This is a genomic window from Marispirochaeta aestuarii, assembly GCF_002087085.1.
Lineage (GTDB): Bacteria > Spirochaetota > Spirochaetia > JC444 > Marispirochaetaceae > Marispirochaeta > Marispirochaeta aestuarii.
The window spans coordinates 88,646-108,797 of sequence record NZ_MWQY01000015.1 but is presented as its reverse complement, the minus strand read 5'-3'; the positions used below and the strand labels follow the sequence as shown (position 1 = coordinate 108,797).

The 20,152-nt window shown below is 55.7% G+C and carries 18 protein-coding genes; 9 read left to right on the top strand and 9 right to left on the bottom strand.

Annotated elements, in window-relative coordinates:
- The first annotated feature begins 83 nt into the window (after positions 1–83).
- Complete coding sequence (locus tag B4O97_RS13920; protein ID WP_083051708.1) at positions 84–500, top strand: RrF2 family transcriptional regulator; 417 nt, start codon at positions 84–86, stop codon at positions 498–500.
- Here the strand turns inward: B4O97_RS13920 and B4O97_RS13915 are convergent.
- Genes B4O97_RS13915 through B4O97_RS13905 form a run of 3 tightly spaced genes read right to left on the bottom strand, consistent with a single transcriptional unit; the run spans position 497 to position 4,943 of the window.
- Positions 497–1,687, bottom strand: a complete 1,191-nt coding sequence (locus tag B4O97_RS13915; protein WP_083051706.1) for a mechanosensitive ion channel family protein — start codon at positions 1,685–1,687, stop codon at positions 497–499. The two genes, B4O97_RS13920 and B4O97_RS13915, sit on opposite strands and share 4 nt — an antisense overlap.
- Before the next feature lie 10 nt (positions 1,688–1,697).
- The gene (gene pyrF, locus B4O97_RS13910; RefSeq protein WP_083051705.1) at positions 1,698–3,140 is read right to left on the bottom strand and encodes an orotidine-5'-phosphate decarboxylase; all 1,443 of its coding nucleotides are present in this window, start codon (positions 3,138–3,140) and stop codon (positions 1,698–1,700) included.
- Positions 3,141–3,191: 51 nt separating this feature from the next.
- Positions 3,192–4,943: an HD domain-containing phosphohydrolase gene (locus tag B4O97_RS13905; protein WP_083051703.1), complete on the bottom strand. Its 1,752-nt coding sequence runs from the start codon at positions 4,941–4,943 to the stop codon at positions 3,192–3,194.
- Positions 4,944–5,210: 267 nt separating this feature from the next.
- On the opposite strand from B4O97_RS13905, the gene B4O97_RS13900 reads away from it, so the two are divergent.
- Both B4O97_RS13900 and B4O97_RS13895 read left to right on the top strand, forming a co-directional pair.
- Complete coding sequence (locus tag B4O97_RS13900; RefSeq protein ID WP_158084302.1) at positions 5,211–6,164, top strand: OmpA family protein; 954 nt, start codon at positions 5,211–5,213, stop codon at positions 6,162–6,164.
- 25 nt (positions 6,165–6,189) lie between these two features.
- A complete protein-coding gene (locus B4O97_RS13895; RefSeq protein ID WP_083051700.1) occupies positions 6,190–7,443 on the top strand; it encodes a glycosyltransferase family 4 protein in 1,254 nt (417 codons plus the stop codon).
- 15 nt (positions 7,444–7,458) lie between these two features.
- Here B4O97_RS13895 and B4O97_RS13890 read toward each other — a convergent pair whose 3' ends face one another.
- Positions 7,459–9,183, bottom strand: a complete 1,725-nt coding sequence (locus tag B4O97_RS13890) for a sugar phosphorylase (RefSeq protein WP_083051699.1) — start codon at positions 9,181–9,183, stop codon at positions 7,459–7,461.
- Between the two features lie 171 nt (positions 9,184–9,354).
- On the opposite strand from B4O97_RS13890, the gene B4O97_RS13885 reads away from it, so the two are divergent.
- Complete coding sequence (locus tag B4O97_RS13885; RefSeq protein ID WP_083051697.1) at positions 9,355–10,953, top strand: glycosyltransferase family protein; 1,599 nt, start codon at positions 9,355–9,357, stop codon at positions 10,951–10,953.
- Here B4O97_RS13885 and vapC read toward each other — a convergent pair.
- The 3 genes from vapC to B4O97_RS13870 all read right to left on the bottom strand — a co-directional run bounded on the left by vapC (position 10,950) and on the right by B4O97_RS13870 (position 12,523).
- Complete coding sequence (gene vapC / locus B4O97_RS13880) at positions 10,950–11,360, bottom strand: type II toxin-antitoxin system VapC family toxin (RefSeq protein WP_083051696.1); 411 nt, start codon at positions 11,358–11,360, stop codon at positions 10,950–10,952. The two genes, B4O97_RS13885 and vapC, sit on opposite strands and share 4 nt — an antisense overlap.
- A complete protein-coding gene (locus B4O97_RS13875; protein WP_083051694.1) occupies positions 11,357–11,560 on the bottom strand; it encodes a type II toxin-antitoxin system VapB family antitoxin in 204 nt (67 codons plus the stop codon). The genes vapC and B4O97_RS13875 overlap by 4 nt, the downstream gene beginning before the upstream one ends.
- A gap of 72 nt (positions 11,561–11,632) precedes the next feature.
- Positions 11,633–12,523 (bottom strand): LysR family transcriptional regulator, encoded by an 891-nt coding sequence (locus tag B4O97_RS13870; RefSeq protein WP_083051693.1) that lies wholly within the window; start codon positions 12,521–12,523, stop codon positions 11,633–11,635.
- A gap of 197 nt (positions 12,524–12,720) precedes the next feature.
- Between B4O97_RS13870 and B4O97_RS13865 the strand changes: the two genes are divergently transcribed.
- Positions 12,721–13,140, top strand: a complete 420-nt coding sequence (locus B4O97_RS13865) for an adenylyltransferase/cytidyltransferase family protein (protein WP_083051691.1) — start codon at positions 12,721–12,723, stop codon at positions 13,138–13,140.
- Between the two features lie 291 nt (positions 13,141–13,431).
- Here B4O97_RS13865 and B4O97_RS13860 read toward each other — a convergent pair whose 3' ends face one another.
- A complete protein-coding gene (locus B4O97_RS13860) occupies positions 13,432–14,418 on the bottom strand; it encodes a Gfo/Idh/MocA family protein (RefSeq protein WP_083051690.1) in 987 nt (328 codons plus the stop codon).
- A 54-nt stretch (positions 14,419–14,472) separates the two neighbouring features.
- Positions 14,473–16,032 carry a pre-peptidase C-terminal domain-containing protein gene (locus B4O97_RS13855; protein ID WP_143305714.1) on the bottom strand — a complete coding sequence of 520 codons (1,560 nt, stop codon included), beginning with the start codon at positions 16,030–16,032 and terminating at the stop codon, positions 14,473–14,475.
- A gap of 208 nt (positions 16,033–16,240) precedes the next feature.
- On the opposite strand from B4O97_RS13855, the gene osmF reads away from it, so the two are divergent.
- The 4 genes from osmF to B4O97_RS13835 are packed head-to-tail and all read left to right on the top strand — an operon-like array spanning position 16,241 to position 20,147.
- Positions 16,241–17,176, top strand: coding sequence for a glycine betaine ABC transporter substrate-binding protein OsmF (gene osmF / locus B4O97_RS13850; protein ID WP_083051687.1), 936 nt, complete (start codon positions 16,241–16,243; stop codon positions 17,174–17,176).
- 7 nt (positions 17,177–17,183) lie between these two features.
- Positions 17,184–18,320, top strand: coding sequence for an ABC transporter permease (locus B4O97_RS13845; protein ID WP_143305712.1), 1,137 nt, complete (start codon positions 17,184–17,186; stop codon positions 18,318–18,320).
- Positions 18,307–19,425: an ABC transporter ATP-binding protein gene (locus tag B4O97_RS13840; protein WP_083051684.1), complete on the top strand. Its 1,119-nt coding sequence runs from the start codon at positions 18,307–18,309 to the stop codon at positions 19,423–19,425. The genes B4O97_RS13845 and B4O97_RS13840 overlap by 14 nt, the downstream gene beginning before the upstream one ends.
- Positions 19,422–20,147 (top strand): ABC transporter permease, encoded by a 726-nt coding sequence (locus B4O97_RS13835; RefSeq protein WP_083051682.1) that lies wholly within the window; start codon positions 19,422–19,424, stop codon positions 20,145–20,147. Before B4O97_RS13840 ends, B4O97_RS13835 begins: the two co-directional genes overlap by 4 nt.
- The last annotated feature ends 5 nt before the right edge of the window (positions 20,148–20,152 follow it).

Sequence of the window (20,152 nt, the reverse complement as noted above, 5' to 3'; positions counted from 1 at the left end):
GCTAGGGTAAAACCGCTGGCGGAGTTCATTTCTATTCGGAATCGCTCACTTTAGGGATATATTAGTAACGAGGTAAAGATGAGATGAGGATTACAACCAAGGGACGATACGCCCTGCGGGCTGTATCACAGCTGGCGGCCAACTACACAGATAAACCGATATCGATTCGCGAACTGGCGGAAATGGAGGACCTGTCCCCGGAGTTTCTGGAGCAGATCTTCTACAAGCTTCGCAAGGCCGGACTTATCAACTCGACCCGCGGTCCGGGAGGCGGTTTCAGCCTGAACAGGCCTCCGGAGGAGATCTCCATTACTGAAATCTTCGATGCCGTGGGAGAAGGCATGAACCTCGCTCCCTGTGCCGTGGAAGGAACGAATCCCTGCAACCATCCCGGATGCATTACGCATTCAGTCTGGGTGAAGGCTTCGGATCATTTAAAAGAGTATTTCAGTAATATAAGTATCAAGGACATTGTAGAGGCAAATCCGGTCAAGGTTTAAGACTTTTCGGATAGTGATTTTCTCAACTCCCGCAGCTCTCTGACCATGGGTTCCATCCCGCTTCTCAGATGCAGATCCCGCTGTGGAAAAGGTATCTCGATTCCCTCGTCCCGGAAACTCCGCCATATCTCCAGATTATTCCAGGAGGAGGCAGAATACTTGTCGCTCACATCGCCGAGCCAGGTCAGAAGGATAAGGGTAATCCCGGAATCATCAAAAGAACTGACCCGAACGTCCGCCTCCGGAACCGTCAGAGCGAAGGGGTTTCTTCTGCCCACCTCCCGCATGACCTCGATGGCCTGGTCCAGATCGGTATCGTAGCTGACCTGCACGGGATTTCGCAGGATAATTCTTCTATCGTCATAGGAGTAGTTATAGACCGTATCGTCGATGATAAGCCGGTTGGGCACGATTATTGTTTCGTAGGAGATGGTATTTATGGTCGTCGATATCAGCCTGATATTGGTAACCGTACCTTCGTACTCCCCCACCAGGACCCGGTCGCCCTCCTTGATGGGCCGGGAAAAAATGATAACGAGGCCGGCGAACATGTTGGCAACCACGGACTGGAGTCCGAAACCGAGACCGATACCGAGGACACCGAACATTACCGCCAGGGCGGACAGGTCAATACCGATAATCGTCAGCCCCACCACCACGGTAAGCACCATGACGGTATAGCGCAGCAGGTTGGAGAAGGAGAATTTCTTCGATTCATCCAGACCTACCCGGGAAAAAAGGTGCCTGTCGGTAAAACTCCGGGTAAGCTGCCCCATCTTCCCGGAAAGATAGAATACCGGAATCAGCAGGAGCAGGGTCAGGAGGGATATTTTGGTTCCCCCGGATTCGAAGAAGGGGGCGCTGACAATCCTGTAGAGAGCCTCCCCGTACTTCGCGATTTCCGCTCCCAGAAGACGAAGCACCAGGGCCGTGATTCCCAGCAGAGCGAGGGCACCGAAGCCCAGACGCAGAAAACGCCGGATCTTATTCCTGCCCGCCTCCTCCAGGGAGGTCCGGCGCAGAAGGCGGACGGCGGAGAGAAGAATCAGTCTGTAGACAATAACAATCAGCAGAATGGGAAGCAGGAGCTCGATGGTAACCTTCATCAGGGAAAAGGGAAACTCGATGTCTCCGATTTTCAGGGGAGAGAAAAAGATCTGTCCCGCCAGGGCAAGAAAGTTTCCCATATTCCACCGCCTAATCGGCTATGAAAGCCACGAGCTCGGCATGCTTTTCTTCACCGATAATACCCCTGTCAAGGAGATACTGAAACAGCTCCTCCGCCTGGGCATAGGCATGCAGCCGGATACCCTTCTGTTCCATGTCTTTTCTGCCCTGTCTGCCCCGTTCGAGCAGGACCACCAGGTCTTCCACCAGCAGCCCTTCCTTTCGCAGGATATCCGCCGCTTCTATTTTACTCTTGCCTGTGGTGATAAGATCGTCCACCAGAACAACCCGTTCGCCGGGAACGAATCCTCCCTCCACGGTATTGCCGGTGCCGTGGCCCTTGGCATTCATGCGCGGATAGACCATCGGGATGTCCGTTTCCAGGGAGATCGCCGTTGAAAAGGGCAGAGCCGCTACGGGGATACCGGCAAGGCGCTGGATTTTCTGGTCCTTTCGGTCGGGAAGAATGGAGGCGTAGGCCCGGGCGACCTGGCGCATGAGCCTGGGAGATGAGGATATACGGCGCAGATCGAGATAGAAAGGAGAGACAATGCCGGATTTCAGGGTGAAACTCCCCAGGCGGAAACACCCGGTATCCACCAGTCCCTGAAAGATCTCCTCCTTGCGATAATCCCTGGCCCTGACAGGCGCCTTGGAGCCTACACCGTTCTTCAGGACTTTTTCCCGGGCACGGTTGATGTCATCCCGGAACTTTCTGGCCGCGGCGGCAGGATCCTTTGCTCCCGATACGCCCCTGGCGACAACGGGGAGCAGCCGGGAACCGCTCCGGGCCAGGCCGGCGGCCACCGCTTCTTCCACACTTCCTCCCTGGGCGCCGATTCCCGGGGCCAGGATCCATATTTCCGGAAAGCGGCGGCGCACTGCGGCAAGGCTGGCGGGATCATTCCCCGCGACGACAATACCGGCGTCAGCGGACCATCCGCTTACTTCATCTGCGATTTTTATAAAAAGAGGGTCTCCTCCGGAACTCCCGACCCTCAATTCCTGCAGCCTGTCGGCTCCGGGATTCGAGGTACGGCAGAGAAAGAAGAAGCCTCTGCCGGGGTAGTTCAGAAAGGGTTCAGCGGAGCTTTTACCCATGTAGGGGCTCAAGGTAACCGCCCCGGCATCGAGCCTGTCAAAAACAAGGTTCGCATAGGCTTCCGCGGTGGCGCCGATATCTCCCCGCTTGGCATCCAGGATTACCGGGATCTCCTTCGGAACAATGGAGAGGGTCTCTTCCAGCGCCTCTATTCCCTCTGCGCCATGAGCTTCATAAAAAGCTATATTGGGCTTGTAACAGGCGGTGTACTCAGCTGTAGCTTCGATGAGGCGCCGGTTTTCTTCCAGGATTTTTCGTGCAGCGCCTTCTCCCGGGGCGACTCTGGGATCAAGACCGACACACAACAAAGATGCCGAGGAGGCAATACGTTCTTCCAGCTGGCGGAAAAAGCTTTTACCCTCTGTGCTCATGGGGGAACTTCCTTCTTCAAAGCAATGGGAATTTTTCGGACAGTAGCATCCTCATCTTACTTCGTCAAGCTTTGACTCTTCCCCGTTGGACCGCTGCAGAAGATCATGGATCGATTCAGGGTTTTCCTCAAACTCGACAAAGCGTCTGATCCGCTGGAAAACCTCCTGGTTTTCCACGAAGATATCGACAATCTGGGGATCGAAATGCTTGCCCCGCTCCTGACGGATCATCTCCACAGCCTCCTCGTGGGCCAGGGCATCCTTGTAGGGGCGACGGCTGGTCAGGGCATCATAGACATCCACCAGGGCAACGATACGGGCGGAAAGAGGAATCTCCTGTCCTTTCTTGCCTTCGGGGTAGCCCTTTCCGTCCCAGCGCTCATGGTGGTAATAGGCGATCTCCTTTCCTATGGTCAGAAAGGACTCCTGCTGCATCTGTCGCTCCACATCCCGCAGAGCCTCGCCTCCGAGCACCACATGCTCCCGGATCTTCTCGAACTCATCCTCGGAGAGCGGTCCGTTTTTCAGAAGGATCTGGTCTTCGATACCCACCTTTCCCACATCATGCAGAATCGCGGATATGTAGATATCCTCCAGGTACTCATCGGTGATGTAATCCCGGTACTGGGGCAGGTCCCGGAGTTTTGCAGCCAGGACCCTGGTATATTCCCGGATCCGTTCAAGGTGCTTTCCGGTACTCTTGTCCCTGTATTCGGTAAGTTTTGCAAAGCCCATAATAGCAGCGGACTGTGTTTTTTTCAGGTTGGTGATGGTTTCCTTGAGCTTCTTCTCCAGGTTCATCCGTTCGGTCAGGTCTTTTTCAACAACCGAATAGGCCACCAGCTCCCCGGTTGAATCCTTTATGGCCGAATAGGAAGCATAGGTATATTTGATCTCTCCGTCCCGGCACTTGCGTACAGCTTCGGGATCAATGTAGTGGCCGTCGTTGCGGTCCACGATGGAAGCCAGCTTGGAAAACGAGGGGGACTTCTTGTTTGCCCTGAATACAGCGTCAAAATGCTCGCCGAAAATTTCTTCCCAGGAGTAGCCGTAGGCCTTTTCGGCGGCGGAGTTCATGTTGAGGATCATCCCCAGGGGATCGACAATAACGATGGAAGAAAGGATGGTCTCGAAGAGGGTGGTGAAGTTCTTTTCCGAGATCATCAACCTCGATTCAATATTCTTCAGATAGGAGACATCCTTCAGATGAGTGGTATAGCCTTCGGGCTGCCCTTCGGGACTGCAGTTCACCCAGGAGGTATCCAGGACCCGCTTATGGGCACCATCGGCACAGAGTACGGCGGTGTCAAAATCCCGGCACAGGGAATAGGTCTGCAGGCAGTCAATCTTCTCTTCCAGGCTCTCCCGTGAAGCGTACAGCTTGTCTATTGTCTCCGGTACCAGATCCAGGGAGTATCCGAAGAAATCACAAAAACTTGGGTTAACCGAAAGAATATGGCCTTTCAGATCGGTGGTAAAAAAGGCTTCCTCGATGTTGTTGAACAGAAGATCATAGCGTTCCCGATACCCCTCCGCATCATCCACATCCCCGGCTTCCACCTGCACAAGGCTGACCAGGGTATACCCGCCCTCCTGGGACTGCACGAAAAAGGAGTTAAGCAGGAAAAAACGGGATTCTCCGTCGGCATCAGGAATTTCTATCCGTTTTTTCATCTCGTCGCCGGGTTTGATATCCAGATAGGAGAGGAACTCCTCCCTGCGGGTAAAGATATCCATACTCCGCCAGCCCGTCCTGGTCAGCAGGACCTCGTTGAAAAACAGGATATCCCTGTTCTGATCCATGATCAGAAAACCGTCGGAGATTTCCTCGATAATTTTTAAGATAACCCCTGAAAAAAGAATATGGGCCTCCTGTCTCTGGTAAGCCTGTAAGATTTCCCTGGAATCAGCAGCGAAACCCTAAAACCCCTCTTTAAAAAGATTCCTACATTCATTATCGGAACAAGAGACAAAATCTGCAGTCTTTGCCTTCTGATTATATGGAGGGGAATTAGACTTGACCTGAGCCGGATAGCGCATACAATATGAAGTGTGGATCAAAAAATCTATGTGCAAATTGAAAACAAAAGTCTGATCCCGTTCTTTGATCTCGATAAGGACAGTTTTCGGGAGTTGAATCTCACTACTATTCAGGACTATCAGCGTACCGCCGTCGTCACCCTCTATACCCGGGATGCCGCGGGCCTGGACCTGCGACTGAAGCAGTACACCATCAAGCCGATCCCGAAAGCCAAAGCGGGGGTACCGAAAATCGGACTCAGCACCCAGAAAAGCGGGTACCGCAGGGTAGACGTGGAACTCAGCCTGAACGGGAAACAGGTAATCACCGACCGCATACGACTCCCCGGAGCCGGACGCAGGCTTCTGCTGTTTCTGTTAATCCTGGTGTTTGCCCTGCTTCTGGGGCTGGGCGGCTATTTCCTCTTTACCCGGCTGCAGACCAGCTCGAACTCATTGTCGACAGCAGAGGTTTCCCGGACCCCGGCTGTCAGGAGGGAGACGACTTCTCCGGCGCCCGCTCCACCACCGTCAAGACAGACTGTCCCGGCCGCCCCCGCTGTAGAGGAACAGACTCCTCCCCGGGTATCAAGCCCTGCGGCTGAAGATCGGGAAACCGTGGAAACGACTGTGAAGGAAGAGACAGGTCAAGCCCCTGCTGTTCCGCCGAGTCCTCTTGAACAGGTGCTCTACTTTACCCCCGACAGTGCCGTCCTTACAGCTGAAACACGGGCCGCCCTGGACAGGCTGCTCCCGGAACTGCGGCGATACAGGGAGGCTGAAATTACCATAACCGGCCACTGCGCCCCCCACGGAACGGAAAAAGGCAGACAGGAGCTTTCCGAGCTTCGTGCAGAAGGGGTCGCCGATTACCTGCGGCAGAACGGAATCGATGTTCAGCCAGCCCATGTCCGCGGAATCGGAGCCAGGGAACCTGTAACGATGCAGACTGAAGAACAATACCTCAACCGGCGGGTCGAAATAGTTATCGCCGCCGGGGAATAAAACAGGCAGGCAGGGCGAAGGATCTATGGGAAAAAACATCGGTTTTATGTCTTTCAGGATATCCGGCACCGACGGAGTCTCCCTGGAAACCAAGAAATGGGCCCATATTCTGGAACGCATGGGGCACCGCTGCTTCTTTATGGCGGGAGAACTCGATACCCCTCCGGCAGTCTCCTTTATTGCCCCGGAGGCACATTTTCAGACCGGCGAAATCAAGGAGATATACCAGGAATGCTTCAATAATCAGTTTCGTCCGCCGAAGCTGACCAAGAAGCTCCATATGTACCGGGAGCGTCTCAAGGAAGAGATCGCCGCCTTTATCGGCAAGTTTTCCCTGGATGTGCTGGTTCCGGAAAACACCCTGACCATTCCCCTCAATATTCCCCTGGGAATGGCAATTACCGAGACCATCGCCGAGACCGGAATTCCCACCATTGCCCATCACCATGATTTTTTCTGGGAACGCAAGCGCTTTCTGCGCAACTGTGTCTGGGACTACTTCAACGCCTGTTACCCACCGCACCTGAACAGCATTCAGCACGTGGTCATCAATTCATCCGCCCAGAACCAGCTGGCCCTGAGGACCGGCATAAACTCCACCCTGATTCCGAACGTGATGGATTACGCCACTCCGGCACCGGGGATCGATGACTGGAACCGGGATGTCCGGAAGGTCTTCGCCATCGATGATGACGAACTGCTGATTCTTCAGCCCACCAGGGTAGTACAGCGCAAGGGCATCGAACACGCCATCGAGCTGGTGGCACGGCTTGGACGCAAGGCCGCCCTGGTTATCTCCCACGCCTCCGGCGACGAGGGCTACGAGTATCAGCAGCGGGTCCACGACTACGCCGACCTCATGAAAATTCGAGCCATTTTCGTGGACGACCTTATCCGGGAAAAACGCGAATATACCGCCGACGGCCGGAAGACCTACACCCTCTACGACGTGTATCCCTTTGCGGACCTGGTTACCTACCCCTCCATATTCGAAGGTTTCGGCAACGCCTTTCTGGAGGCCATCTATTTCCGGCGGCCCATCATGGTGAATAACTATTCAATCTACTCCCACGACATCAAACCCAAGGGCTTTGAGGTTATAGAAATGGACGAATACCTGTCGGACCGGATCGTAGCCCTTACCCGGGAGATTCTGGACGATCCCGACCGGGTCGGCCGCATGGCGGATAAAAACTACGCCATCGCCCGGAAGTACTACTCCTACGAGATGGCCGAAGAGGCCCTCCATTTTCTGCTGAAAACCTTTTTCGGCGCCTGAACCTCCTCTGCCTGATCAAGGCTGACTCAGGGGTTCCAGCCAGAGGACCTGAAAGGGCTCGAGGTCTATACCGTCGGAAGCCCCGTTAAAATGCTGTCCCCCGAGACAATCGGTCAGTTCACCGGAGAGCTCCGCTGCGGGATCCACCTTCCAGTACGCCCGGCGGGAGCCTGCATTTACCAGACAGAGCACCCTGCCCCGTTGTATATCTCCCCGAAGAAGGGCAAAGACAGGGCCCTCCGCTTTCAGCACCTTGAAGGGAGAAGCCGGATGAAAGGCTTTTTTCTCCCCCCGGATTCTCAGCATCCCGGTATATCCCGTGAATATCAGGGCCCGCAATGAGGACGGGGCGGAAAGCTCCGCCAGAACCTCGTCGAGCTGCAGCTTCTGCCGGTTTATGGTCCGGTTCATTCCGGTCTGCCGGACACCCTCGGTCCAGTTGCCTGAACCGATGAGGCTGTGGACGTAGATACCCGGAACCCCTGGCATGGCCAGAAGCAGGGACTGGGCCGCCAGGAATTTCGCGGCGATCTTTTGAGGTTCCGCCTGGTCCCCTGCGACTGCGTCACGGTAATTTATATTCAGTTCATAGGGGACCTTACCCCCCTTGACCGCCTTGTAGGAGACCAGTCCGCCCCTCTCCTCCACGCTCCGGATCAGTCCGCTAAGCTCCTCGTCCCTCAGAATCCCGTAGGCCGGGGTAACCCCCACCCCGTCGTGGGAGGCGAGGAAGTTGAAGTAGGTGGTCTTTCCGTCCACCGGCGGCAGGGTGGCGGCCCAGTCCCTGAGGTGCCCCGCGTCCTCCCGCAGAAATGCATCCAGGGTAAGGGGGGGCAGGCTGAACTGGTAGATCATGTGGGCTTCGTCGTCCCCGCTGCCGAAGTAGGAGATGTTCTCCCGATGGGGAACGTTGGTTTCGGTAAGGATAATGACCCAGGGTACGTACCTCTCGACAATGGCGCGGAAGAGGCGCACCATGGCATGGGTTTTGGGATGATGGATGCCGGGGTGTCCGATTTCCTTCCACAGGTAGGCGATGGCATCCAGGCGGATAACCTGGACCCCCATCTGCACATGAAACAGGAAGACATCGATCATCTCGATAAGAACATCCGGGCAGGCAAAGTTCAGGTCCACCTGATCAGCGGAAAATGTAGTCCATACGTGTTTTGTCCCCGTGGCGGTCTCAAAGGGAGTCAGAAGCGGCAGGGCCCTGGGACGTACAATCATGGAGAGGTCTGTATCCGGGTCGACGCTGATAAAGAAATCCCGGTACCGGGGATCGTCCTCCAGGAATCCCCTGAACCAGCGATGAGATACGGAACAGTGATTCAGAACAAGATCGGACATAAGCTTGAAGGATGAACCGATTCCCGATACCTGTTCCCAGCTGCCCCAGTCGGGATGCACCTTTTCGTAATCGGAGATGGAGAAACCGTCGTCGGAGGTGTAGGGAAAGAAGGGCAGGATGTGGATCCCTGACAGAAAGCCGGAGAGTTTCTCCTCTGCAAAATCCTTCAGGCATTCAAGGGGAAGCCTGTCCTGCCGCCTGAACTGATCCCCGTAGGTAATCATGAAGGAATCCGACTCATTCAGGGGAAGGCGGCCTTCTCCCCGCACCGGCGGGGCAGAGATCATGGCAACCCGCTTTTCTACTCTGTCGAGCAGGGCGGAGACAACAGATTCTCCTTTTTCGGGGCCGTAAATAAACTCGACAAGCTCTCGAATCGACTGGGACATCGCTTTCCTCCCTGAAATATATGGTCCTTATCAGCTTAGAACCGCTTCCGGGGTTTTGCAACAGGCAGCAATTTAAAATATGGCAATTGCTATTCAACATGACCTTTCATAAAAATTCCCCAGGTTGTACTATAGTGCAGCAGAGAAACACTCCCTTTTGTGAGGCAGCATATGGGAAACAGAGTAACGGGAATAACAATCTTCCATTATCACCTGCTCCCCGGCGGAGTAAACAGCGTTATAGCCCTGTCGGCGGAAGCCATGGCACGACATATACCGGAACTGGAGTATATGACCCTGGTCTCAGGGACGACGGAGAATACCGGAGAGGTTGCAGAATCCATAAGAACAAGAATTGCCGGTACCGGGGTGACAGTAAAAACTGCAGTTCTTCCCGATATCGGATATGTGACCGGGATGGCATCTTCTCCATCGGTGTCGAGCATAAAGAAGCATCTGAGAAGGTTTACCGGCAGTTTCTGGTGGATACACAACTACCATCTGGGAAAGAACCCCCAGTTCACCCAGGCGATTCTGGAAATTTTGCAGGAAGATCCCCATCAGCGGCTCCTTTTTCATATTCATGACTTTCCCGAATGCGCCCGCTTCGAAAATCTCCAGCGCCTGAACACCGGAATAAGCCTGAACCCCTACCCCCAGGGCCCCAATGTCCGCTATGCCCTTATAAACGAGCGGGACCGGCAGCTTCTGGCCCAGTCAGGAATTTCCCCGGATGACCTTTTTCTTCTCAACAACCCTGTCCGAAAAAGCGGCACAGATGTCAGGGAAACGCCCACGGACACAGAGGGTATCAAAAAACGGTTACGGACAGCTTTTCCGGATGCAGGGGTCTACGATCCCCGGGGTCTGAACCTTTTCTATCCCGTTCGCACTATCCGGCGCAAGAACGTTCTGGAAGCGGGAGTATGGACACGGTTGATTGCCAGCTCCAGAAACGAAGCCTGCAATCTGATCGTTACCCTGCCGGGGGTTTCAAGCAGCGAACGGCGCTATTCCGGGGCGGTGGAAAAGGCCTACCGGGACGGACTGATTCCCGGGCTCTGGGGCATCGGCAGGCGACTCGAAGAGGCAGAGGTAAATTTCGCCGACCTGGGGCGCTCCTCTGATCTGATGATCGCCAGTTCCGTTCAGGAAGGCTTCGGCTACCTCTTTATCGAATCCCTGCAGTGGGGACTCCCGCTCTTTGCCCGGGAGCTGGATGTTCTGGACGGTATGGATGGTCTTTTCGATGCCGGCTCCAGCAGATTTTATCGGAGCCTCCGGATTCCCCTCTCTCCCGAACAAAGGGAGGAACTGCGCCGGTCATACCGCAGTAAATTGAGCGGACTGGATGAGCATCTTCCTCTGAAATCCAGGGAGAGACTCCACCGGCAAATAGAGGAAATTGGTCTCTACGGCCATGCGGACCTCGCCCTCCTGGGAGTTCCGGACCAGATCGAGATTCTAAGGAATCTTGATTCACCCGGATTCATCAAGGAGTGCCTGGACCTCAACCGCGACGAACTTGAGAAGCTATCCGGACTCTTCGGCCGGAAACCGGCGCCGGAGAAGGTCAGCAGCGCGGAAGAGCAGTTCAGCTTTGAGAGCTTTGCCCGCCAGGTCCGGAACATTTTCGACAGCTACGAGCGTTCGGAAACTGCTTCACCCGGAAGCGTCGCTCCTGAGGCAGCCTCCCAGGAAAGACTGATAGACGCCTTTGCGGAGCTCAGGTTTCTGCTGCTGCTCTACGATTATAACGGGAATTCCTAAGAGGTGCCCGAATATAATTTCAGCTCCGTGAAAATACCGGCAATATCAATATAGTCAGTATCATTGTGATGCAGGTACAGATCGTTTTCTATAGCCGTTTCCGCTATCAACAGTTCAATGCTGCTCCGGACAGTAATACCCCTTCTTCTGCATATAAAATACATGCGGGCAGCTTTCTCGAAAGAGAGTTTTCCGTCCTTTAAATGATAAAAGGGCAGAGACCCCAGATATTCCTGTAACCGGGAATATTCCGTCTCATCCTTTGCTCCCTGAAGCAACTCCTGGTAGATATAGTAGTTGATTCCGAAGGGTATCTCCCTGTCGATAATTTCATCAAGCAGATCATAAGTCTTACCCCTTGAACCTTTGAGGTAACCAATCAGTACCGAGGTATCAACCAGGATCACGATCCCTCCCTCATGGCCTTATAATCATAATCCTCCTGAAAAGTGATCTTTCCCCGCAGCTCCCTCAGGTCCTTGCGCTTACGGATACTTACATACTCCTCAAGGGCAGTCTGAATCAGATCCCGCTTGGTCTTTATATTATCCGAGTACTTAAAGGCTTCCCTTACGAGTTCATCGTCCAGAACAATGTTTGTCCTCATTCACGCTCACCTCTATACACATAGTAATACACATAATTTTGAAAGTCCATACTACTCGTTTTTCAGGTGCCCTTATTGAAAATTCCGGATGAGATCCAGCATCAGTTCAAGTCCTCCGCCGGGAGAAACATCCCGGCGGTAGACGAAACTGACCTTCCGCAGGGGAAGTTCTCCGGAAAGATTCAGCACGAAGAGGTCTTCCTCCGGAGCCGACAGGTCCAGGATGCTCCTGGGAAGAAAACCGATACCCAGGCCCGCGGAGACAAAACGGCGGATACCCTCGGGCCCGTCGGTCTCATACGCGGGAACCCAGTTCGCAGGAGGCTGCAGAAAACTGTTCAAAATACTGCGGGGACTGCTTTTCTCCGAGGGGGCAGCCAGGGGTAACTTCAGCAGTTCCGGGGCGGAAATTTTCGTATCCTTAAGTTCGGCAAACTGAGGACTGGCTGCGAAGACATCCTCCACATCCATCAGTTCTCTGACTTCAAGCCCTTCCGTGTCCACCGGAAGGGATACAAACCCGGCCTCCAGACTCCCCTCCCGTATTTCCTGTACGATTTCCCTGCTGTTCCGGATTCTAGCATGAAGAGCCACAGCGGAGTAACGCCGCCGGAACTCCGTAAGAAGAGGTGTTAGAAGATAGCTTCCCAGGTCTTCGGGTGCACCGATAAGGAGACTCGTGGCGGAGAGATCCAGCAGTTCAAGAACGGCCCGCTCGCCCATCTTTAAAAGACGGTAGGATTCGCGCACGTAGGAGTAGAGCTTCCTCCCAGTTTCTGTAAGCTCTACTCCCCGTGAACGCCGATGGAAAAGCCGCGTTCCGAAGGCCTGCTCAAGGTTGCGGATACTTTGACTGACCGCCGGCTGGCTCACCGCAAGATCAGCCGCCGCGCCGGATACACTCCCCCGGTGGGCCACCTCATAGAACACCTTATACCATTCGAAATCAATCGTTTTATCCATTTGGTATAAGTAATTTCTATATCTTTATAATACACATAGATTTTACTTATATCAAGTATAAAGGTATAAGGTTTTCGTATATTACCGAGACGATATCTTTACGCGTGTATAGTAAAGCTGACTGCCTATAAGAACTTGCTGCGGGCTTTGACCCCATGGACAGGAATATGCTACATTAATCCGGTAAAGGAAGAACCGTGAATAGACGAGTGCTGGTTTTCGGCACCTTTGATTTGCTTCATCAGGGACACCGCTATTTTCTCACCCAGGCCCGACAGTTCGGAGACAGCCTGATTGCCGTGGTCGCCAGGGACGACTTTGTACAGCAGCGGAAAGGCCGCCCGCCTATAGACCCCATGGAAAAGCGCATGGAGATTCTCCGGGATTCAAACCTGGCGGACGAGGTCTACCCGGCGGACAGGGAGATCGGAAGCTATCATATCCTCAAAAAAACCGGTCCCGATGTAATCTGCCTGGGCTATGACCAGCGGGAACTGAAGAGCAACCTGGAAGAGTGGCTGGAGATCCATCACAAACCGCTGGAGATCCATGTCCTCGAACCCTATAACGAACACATCTATAAAACGACCCTGCTCCGCTCGCAGAAGAACAACTGACATTTCTCTTTCACGGTCGCCATCGGACTTTGTCCTCCGACTCCGCTCGGCCTGTCGTTCAGCGACGGCACAGCCGCCGCTTCACTCTTCCGCGCACCCTCCCCAGGACGCCTATACCGTTTCCCATTGTCCGGTTTCTGCTGATCGGAAGATCGCATCCAGTACCTTCTGGTTCTCAACCGCGTCTCTTTCACGGTCGCCATCGGACTTTGTCCTCCGGCTCCGCTCGGCCTGTCGTTCAGCGACGGCACAGCCGCCGCTTCACTCATCCTCGCACCCTCCCCAGGACGCCTATACCGTTTCCCATTGGCCGGTTTCTGCAGACCGGAAGATCGCATCCAGTACCTTCTGGTTCTCAACCGCGTCCTGGGGAGGGGTGGGGACGGGGCGATCCTCCAGGACTGCCAGGGAAAACTGCTCAAAGAGTTCGGCGTACTGGTCCCGCGGGGGAAACAGGATGTCCCTGCTGCCGATGCTGGTTGTTACGGTGATTTTCGCGGGGACGTCGGGGTACATGTTGAAGGGCAGGTGGACTGTCAGGCTGCCTTTTGAGCCGAGGACGTCGACCCGCTGAAAGGGGGCTGACTGGGTGCCCACTGTAAAGGTGGCCCGGGGGCCGCCGAAGTCCATTATGGCGGAGGTCAGTATGTCGGTGCCGAAATCGGGGTCCCGGACTATCCGGCTTACGACTCTTTCCGGTTCCCTGTCCAGGATGAAGCGGGAGGAACTTACGGCGTAGCAGCCGATGTCGTACAGGGCCCCGCCGCCGACCTCTTTCCGGTTGCGGATATTCGAAGGGTCCTGGTTATTGTAGGAGAAAAAGACATTTACACCGTGCACATCGCCTATCTCACCGACCTTTACCAGGTCCCGCACCCGTTTCCACTGGGGATGCAGGCGGTACATGAAGGCCTCCATAACCTTGACGCCCCTGGACCGGGCATACTCGACGGCAGCAGCGGTCTCGTCGGCGTTCATGGTAAAGGGCTTTTCACAGAGGATGTGCTTCCCCGCGTCGGCGGCTTTACGGACCCATTCGGCATGCATGCTGTTCGGAAGGGGAATGTACACCGCCCGGATTTCGGGATCCGCCAGAAGGTCCTCATAGGAAGCAAAGGCCTTCGGTATTCCGAATTCCGCCGCAGCCGCTTCTGCGCGTTCCCTGGAACGGGAAGCAATCGCCGCCACCTTGACCAGGGATGAATCCCGCAGGGGCAACTGAATACGCTGACGATAATGTCCGGAGACCGAGAGGACTCCCCAGGTAAGTTCTGACATACAACTCCTCCTTGCTGTTTCCAGCATAACCAGACAGGAAGAAAAAGAAAAGAACTATTCCGCGGTAATCAGGAGCCGGTAATCGACACCCTCACGGGCATCTTCCTGATACTGCCTGGTCTCCAGCCGGTAGGTGCCGGGGGCAAGGGAGTACTCAATGCGGCCGTTGTACTCCTCGCCGTCGTCGTCACTTTCCTGGAGTATTCGACGGTTCTCATCGTAGAGGGTCAGATAGGTATCCGCCGCCCCCTCGGTTCTCAGAATGAGTCTTTGACCTTTTTGAAGGGTGAACCTGACCCAGTCCGAATCCCCGGGGGTAGAAAAAAGGTAGTTCCGGCTCAGGGTATCCCCGGATCCCGGGAGTTCCAGCTCCGAGGCCTCTTCCCAGCCGTTATCGGGTTCATACTCATCGTAGGCAGGCTCAAAGAAATCGGCGGAGAGGCTGTATGCCCCTGTTCCGCCCTGTTCGTAGTGCCGGACCTTCACAAAAAATGTTTCGCTTCCGTGTACAGGACCATAGGCAATCCGGGCCTGAACATCCCCTCCCCCGTCATCGTCGGAGACAAGAAGATCCCCGTCCGCGCTGTAGAGTTCCATAAAGGTGTCCAGGTCCCCCCCGGTTTCGATGTTCAGATACGCCTCTTCCCGGGTGCGGGGTACTTGTATTCTGTACCAGTCCAGGTCGCCGGAGGGAAAGATATGGAAAGACTCCTCTCCGCCGCCGATTTCCAGGGACAGGGCATCCTCCATACGGTTGTTCGGTTCGCTCGCATCGGGACCGAACTCCTCGAAGCGGCTGATAAGTTTGTAGGAACCCGTTTCCGAGTCATCGTACCCCCTCAGGGCTATGACTATGGTCTCCCCGGGAGCTATATCCACGGAAACCCGTGCGTTCTGATCATCGGAATCGTCGTTTTCCAGTACTGGGTCCGTCAAGTCTCCGTTTCTGTAGACTTCGATATAGGTATCGAGATCTCCGGTGCTCTGGACAGTGAGAATTGAAGGCTCTGCGTTTTCAGGCAGGGTGAAGGCAAACCAGTCCCTGTCCCCTTCCGGATCCAGGGTCCTGTCATCCAGAACATCTCCCGGACTCAATACCAGGGGACTCGAACCGGAATCCGGTTCGTACAGGTCTCCGCCGCCCCCGTAATTCGCCGGGACCAGCAGCTCTTCAAGACCGGGAGAAAGAGGAAGACGCAGCTCTTTTCCGGTGACAACCCTCCCATCCTGATCATGAAGCGTGATGAACAGATCCAGGGCATCCCCGATCCGGAAAACCTTTCCGGATATGCTGTAGAATCCCGCCCCGGGACGACTGTACACTGAGATACTGTGTCCGGAACGCCTGCTCATTCTGACTGGAAGGGAGGCTGCAAGGTAGTCCCCCAGCAGAACCGGGGTATCCTGCATGGTGATCCCCCGCACGTGAATATCCGCCGCCGGACCGTCACCACCCAGTTCCCGGACAAGCATTCCTGCGACTTCGTCAACCATCCAGCTCAGGGCCTGATGGCTCGGATCGCTGCCGGTATCAGACGGGCCGGTCTGCCCCACAAGCACGGTTCCGGAGAAAAAAACGAACAGCAGCAGAACTGAAATAGACAATTTTTTCACATCAACCTCGTAAAATGGAATCGATATTCACAAGAATATCACCTCTCCACCGGAATTTTCATTTTTTCTGGCCAAATGCTCCGACGTTTCTTATGTTTAGTACAAACAGGCCAAGCAAGGAGACAGCTTTACCGTTCCTGAAACGAAGCTGAACGGAGCCGGAGGACTGGAGCTGTCCCAGGACAACCGAGAAAAAGGAGTAATAGCGATGAAACGGTTAACAGCATTGATTTTAATTACCCTGGCTGTCAATACAGTATTTCCCGCCGGGGGGAGTGAAGAATCGCAGACCGCCAAAGGACCGATCACAGTTGCCTCGAAAATAGACACCGAAGGCGCACTGCTGGGGAACATGATCATGAAGGTCCTGGACGAGAACGGTTTCGCCGTGGACAACCGTACCGAGTTCGGTCCCACCGATGTGGTCCGCAAGGCGATTATTGCAGGGGAAATCGATATCTATCCGGAATATACCGGGAACGGGGGTTTCTTCTTTTCCGACACCCCCTCTGATGTCTGGAAGGACCGGGAAGCCGGTTATGAACTGGTAAAGAAACTCGACCTGGAACAGAACAATCTGGTATGGCTGCAGCCCGCGCCCGCCAACAATACCTGGGCCATCGCTATCCGCCGGGATATCGCAGAACCGAACAAGCTTAAAAGCCTGGAAGATCTGGCGGACTATATCAATTCCGGTGGGAAATTCAAGATAGCCGGCAGCGAAGAGTTTGCCACCAGACCGGATGCCCTGCCGGCCTTCGAGAAAGCCTACGGCTTCTCCCTTTCCGAGGATCAGATGCTGATTCTGTCGGGAGGCAATACCGCAACCACCGAACAGGCCGCAAGCAGGGGCACCAGCGGCGTCAACGCTGCCATGGCCTACGGTACCGACGGCCAGCTGGCGGCCCTGGGGCTCGTTGTAATGGAAGACTCCAGAGGGGTTCAGCCGGTATACGAACCCGCCCCGATTATCCGAAAGGAAGTACTGGACCGCTATCCTGAAATAGCCGATCTGCTGAACCCCGTCTTCGGCAAACTTGACCTGGTCACCCTGCAGAAGCTCAATGCCAAAATCGCCGTCGAAGGCATGAGCGCCGAGACTGTCGCAGAAGAGTGGCTTGCGGACTCCGGCCTGCTCAAATAAACCGGACGTGGGCCGCAGAAGAATAACCGCGGGACTGACCGCGGCTGTTATCGGCATATTTACACTGCTGCCTTTTCTGGGCTATTCCCCCAACCGGGTCGCAGAGGGTGTTCCGGTGTATATCTGGGAAATACATCCGGCCCTTCTGCTGCTTCCCGTCGGCCTTGCAGTGCTGACCCTTCTTTCTGCACGCCCCGGATTATCGTGGTTGGAACTCTACGTCCCGGCGCTCATCAGTGCCGCGGCCCTGCTGGTTCTCAGTCTGTCATCCGGACATATTCCCCCGGCGGAGGCCGCCACCGCCCGCATGGGTGGATCCTGGGGCCTTTGGGGCTGGATACTGACCGGGTATATCTACGGCAGTTCCCTCAAGCGTTCATCCTCAAGCCTTATAATGGTGCTCGGAGTGGCCCTGTTTTTTCTTCTGAGCGGAGCTCTGGATGTTTTCGGACCGGTCCGGGAGTTCGCGGTCAAGGAGGAACGCTTCTTTTCCGAGGTCCGGGCTCACCTCTCCCTGGCCGGAAGTGCAACCCTCATTGCAGCCCTTGTCGCCGTACCCGCAGGGATCGCCGCCCACCGGCTTCCCGCCTTTTCCAGGCCCGCTTTCGCCGGAGCAAATATAATCCAGACCCTGCCGAGCCTTGCCCTGTTCGGCCTCATGATAGCGCCCCTATCGTGGCTCTCCATGCGCTTTCCCCTTCTCCGGGAAATGGGAATAAAAGGGGTGGGGAACTTTCCCGCCCTGATCGCCCTGAGCGGATATGCTGCCCTTCCGATCCTGCGTAACACCTATACCGGTCTCAAGGTCATACCCGCAGGAGCAGTCCAGGCGGGCAGAGGTATGGGGATGAGTCCCCTGCGGCTCCTTTCTCTGGTTGAACTTCCTCTGGCTCTGCCGGTCCTGTTAGGCGGCCTGCGTATCGCCTTTGTTCAGGCCATCGGGAACACCACCGTGGCTGCCCTGATCGGAGCGGGGGGCCTTGGATATTTTGTATTTCAGGGCCTTGGACAGGCGGCGCCGGATCTGATTCTGCTGGGGGTCGTGCCGCTGATCGCCATAACAGTGGGGGCCGACAAGGGACTCAAACTGCTGGAATACCTGTTAACCCCGAAACCCTTCAGGAGAGAGAATGATACGCTTTGAAGGAATCCATAAATCCTACGATGAAAAGCAGGCCCTTGCGGGGGTGGACATTGAACTGCCCACGGGCAAAATCAGCGTCATAATAGGCCCTTCCGGCTGCGGCAAGTCCACCTTCCTCAAGCTGATAAACAGAATGATCGACCCCGATGACGGACAGATCCTGATTGACGGCAGCCCGGTCTTAAGCAGATCCCCCCACCAGCTTCGCCTGGGAATCGGCTATGTCATCCAGGAGATCGGTCTCTTTCCCCACTTTACCGTGGAAGAGAACATCCTCATCGTTCCACGGCTCCTGAAATGGCCTGACCGGAAAAAAGCCGAACGCCTTGGGGAGCTGATGAAGCTGATCGGCCTATCCGACGGGTACCGCGGAAAGTATCCCCATGAGCTCTCCGGCGGAGAGGCCCAGCGGGTGGGTGTTGCCAGGGCCCTGGCGGCGGACCCGGAGATCCTGCTGATGGACGAACCCTTCGGCGCCGTAGACCCCCTGAACCGTTCGGTCCTGCAGGATGAGTTCGCGGCGATCCAGTCCAAGGTGCAGAAAACTGTGGTCTTCGTAACCCACGATATCGACGAGGCTGTCCGGCTGGCGGACCACCTGGTAATCATGAGGGACGGAAAGGTCGTACAGGCCGGCGCACCGGAGGAGATTCTGCAGAAACCGGCAGGCCGTTTTGTACGGGATTTTATCGGTGCCGACCGGGCGATCAAACGGCTCTCTCTCTTCTCCCTCAGGGACATCATGCAGCCGGTCTATCCCGCCCGGGTCGGCGAGCCGGTTCCCCCGGAAGCCCGGGACAAGGCCTATGTCTGGGTTGTCAGCAGGGAAGGCTACCTGAACGGATGGGCGGAACTTGAGGGGAGAAAACCTGCAGAAGAGCTCGGAGCAGAGGAGGTTACCCGGGTAACCGCCGCGGAGCTTGCGGTTTTCGAGACCTCCAGCCTCAGGACCGCCCTTTCCAGGATGATGGGCCAGGGCATCCGCAATCTACCGGTCCTGAACCGGGAATGGCAGCTGGTGGGCCAGGTGAACCTCCGGGACATTGAACAGCTCGCGGGTTCAGAAGGCGACCTTCCCAGAGCCGAAGGGGTTTCAGCTCAATGAAAGCGTCCAGGCTGGTATCGGTCTTCGCATTCCCCGCCCTGCTTATACTCTTTACCGCCTTTCCAGCGGTACAGGAGCTGCTTCTGGGAAGCCTCTTTCCCGGAAACGAGGAGCTGATCTACCCCCGATCTTCGCTGCTTCAGCTGCTAAGTACCCACCTTGTGCTAACCGCCATCTCGACCGCCGCGGCAACGGCCGCGGGTTTTCTGCTGGGTCTTTTCGCTTATTTAGAGCCCAGCGGAGCAGGACGCCGCAGCGTCGCGGGCCTCTCCGGGGTTGCCCAGACCTTTCCGCCGGCGGCGGTCATCGCCCTGGCTGTGCCTGCCCTGGGTTTCGGCGCACCCCCGGTGTTGCTGGCCCTCTTTCTGTACGGCATGCTGCCTGTGGTGGTCAATACCACCAAGGGCTTTGACAGCGTATCCCCACGGGTGCTGGAGGCTGCCAGGGGGGTGGGGATGAATCGCATCCGGCAGTTCAGCCTGGTGGAGTTTCCCCTGGCCCTTCCGGTAATTCTTGCGGGGGTACGGATATCCGCGGTCATCAATGTCGGCACCGCCGCCATCGGAGCTGTGGCCGGAGCCGGCGGACTGGGGGCCCCGATTATCGCAGGACTGGTGCGCTTTAATCCCGCCCTTGTCCTTCAGGGCGCCCTGGCAACAGCCCTGCTGGCTTTGAGTATAGATGCCGCCTTCGGACTGATTGCCGACAAAACCCGGACTTAGAGCTG

Bases quoted from the DNA above. Each gene is read 5' to 3' on its own strand.
- B4O97_RS13920 (WP_083051708.1), top strand. From the start codon at position 84: ATGAGGATTACAACCAAGGGACGATACGCCCTGCGGGCTGTATCACAG.
- B4O97_RS13915 (WP_083051706.1), bottom strand. From the start codon at position 1,687: ATGGGAAACTTTCTTGCCCTGGCGGGACAGATCTTTTTCTCTCCCCTG.
- pyrF (WP_083051705.1), bottom strand. From the start codon at position 3,140: ATGAGCACAGAGGGTAAAAGCTTTTTCCGCCAGCTGGAAGAACGTATT.
- B4O97_RS13905 (WP_083051703.1), bottom strand. From the start codon at position 4,943: ATGGATCAGAACAGGGATATCCTGTTTTTCAACGAGGTCCTGCTGACC.
- B4O97_RS13895 (WP_083051700.1), top strand. From the start codon at position 6,190: ATGGGAAAAAACATCGGTTTTATGTCTTTCAGGATATCCGGCACCGAC.
- B4O97_RS13890 (WP_083051699.1), bottom strand. From the start codon at position 9,183: ATGTCCCAGTCGATTCGAGAGCTTGTCGAGTTTATTTACGGCCCCGAA.
- B4O97_RS13885 (WP_083051697.1), top strand. From the start codon at position 9,355: ATGGGAAACAGAGTAACGGGAATAACAATCTTCCATTATCACCTGCTC.
- B4O97_RS13875 (WP_083051694.1), bottom strand. From the start codon at position 11,560: ATGAGGACAAACATTGTTCTGGACGATGAACTCGTAAGGGAAGCCTTT.
- B4O97_RS13870 (WP_083051693.1), bottom strand. From the start codon at position 12,523: ATGGATAAAACGATTGATTTCGAATGGTATAAGGTGTTCTATGAGGTG.
- B4O97_RS13860 (WP_083051690.1), bottom strand. From the start codon at position 14,418: ATGTCAGAACTTACCTGGGGAGTCCTCTCGGTCTCCGGACATTATCGT.
- osmF (WP_083051687.1), top strand. From the start codon at position 16,241: ATGAAACGGTTAACAGCATTGATTTTAATTACCCTGGCTGTCAATACA.
- B4O97_RS13840 (WP_083051684.1), top strand. From the start codon at position 18,307: ATGATACGCTTTGAAGGAATCCATAAATCCTACGATGAAAAGCAGGCC.
- B4O97_RS13835 (WP_083051682.1), top strand. From the start codon at position 19,422: ATGAAAGCGTCCAGGCTGGTATCGGTCTTCGCATTCCCCGCCCTGCTT.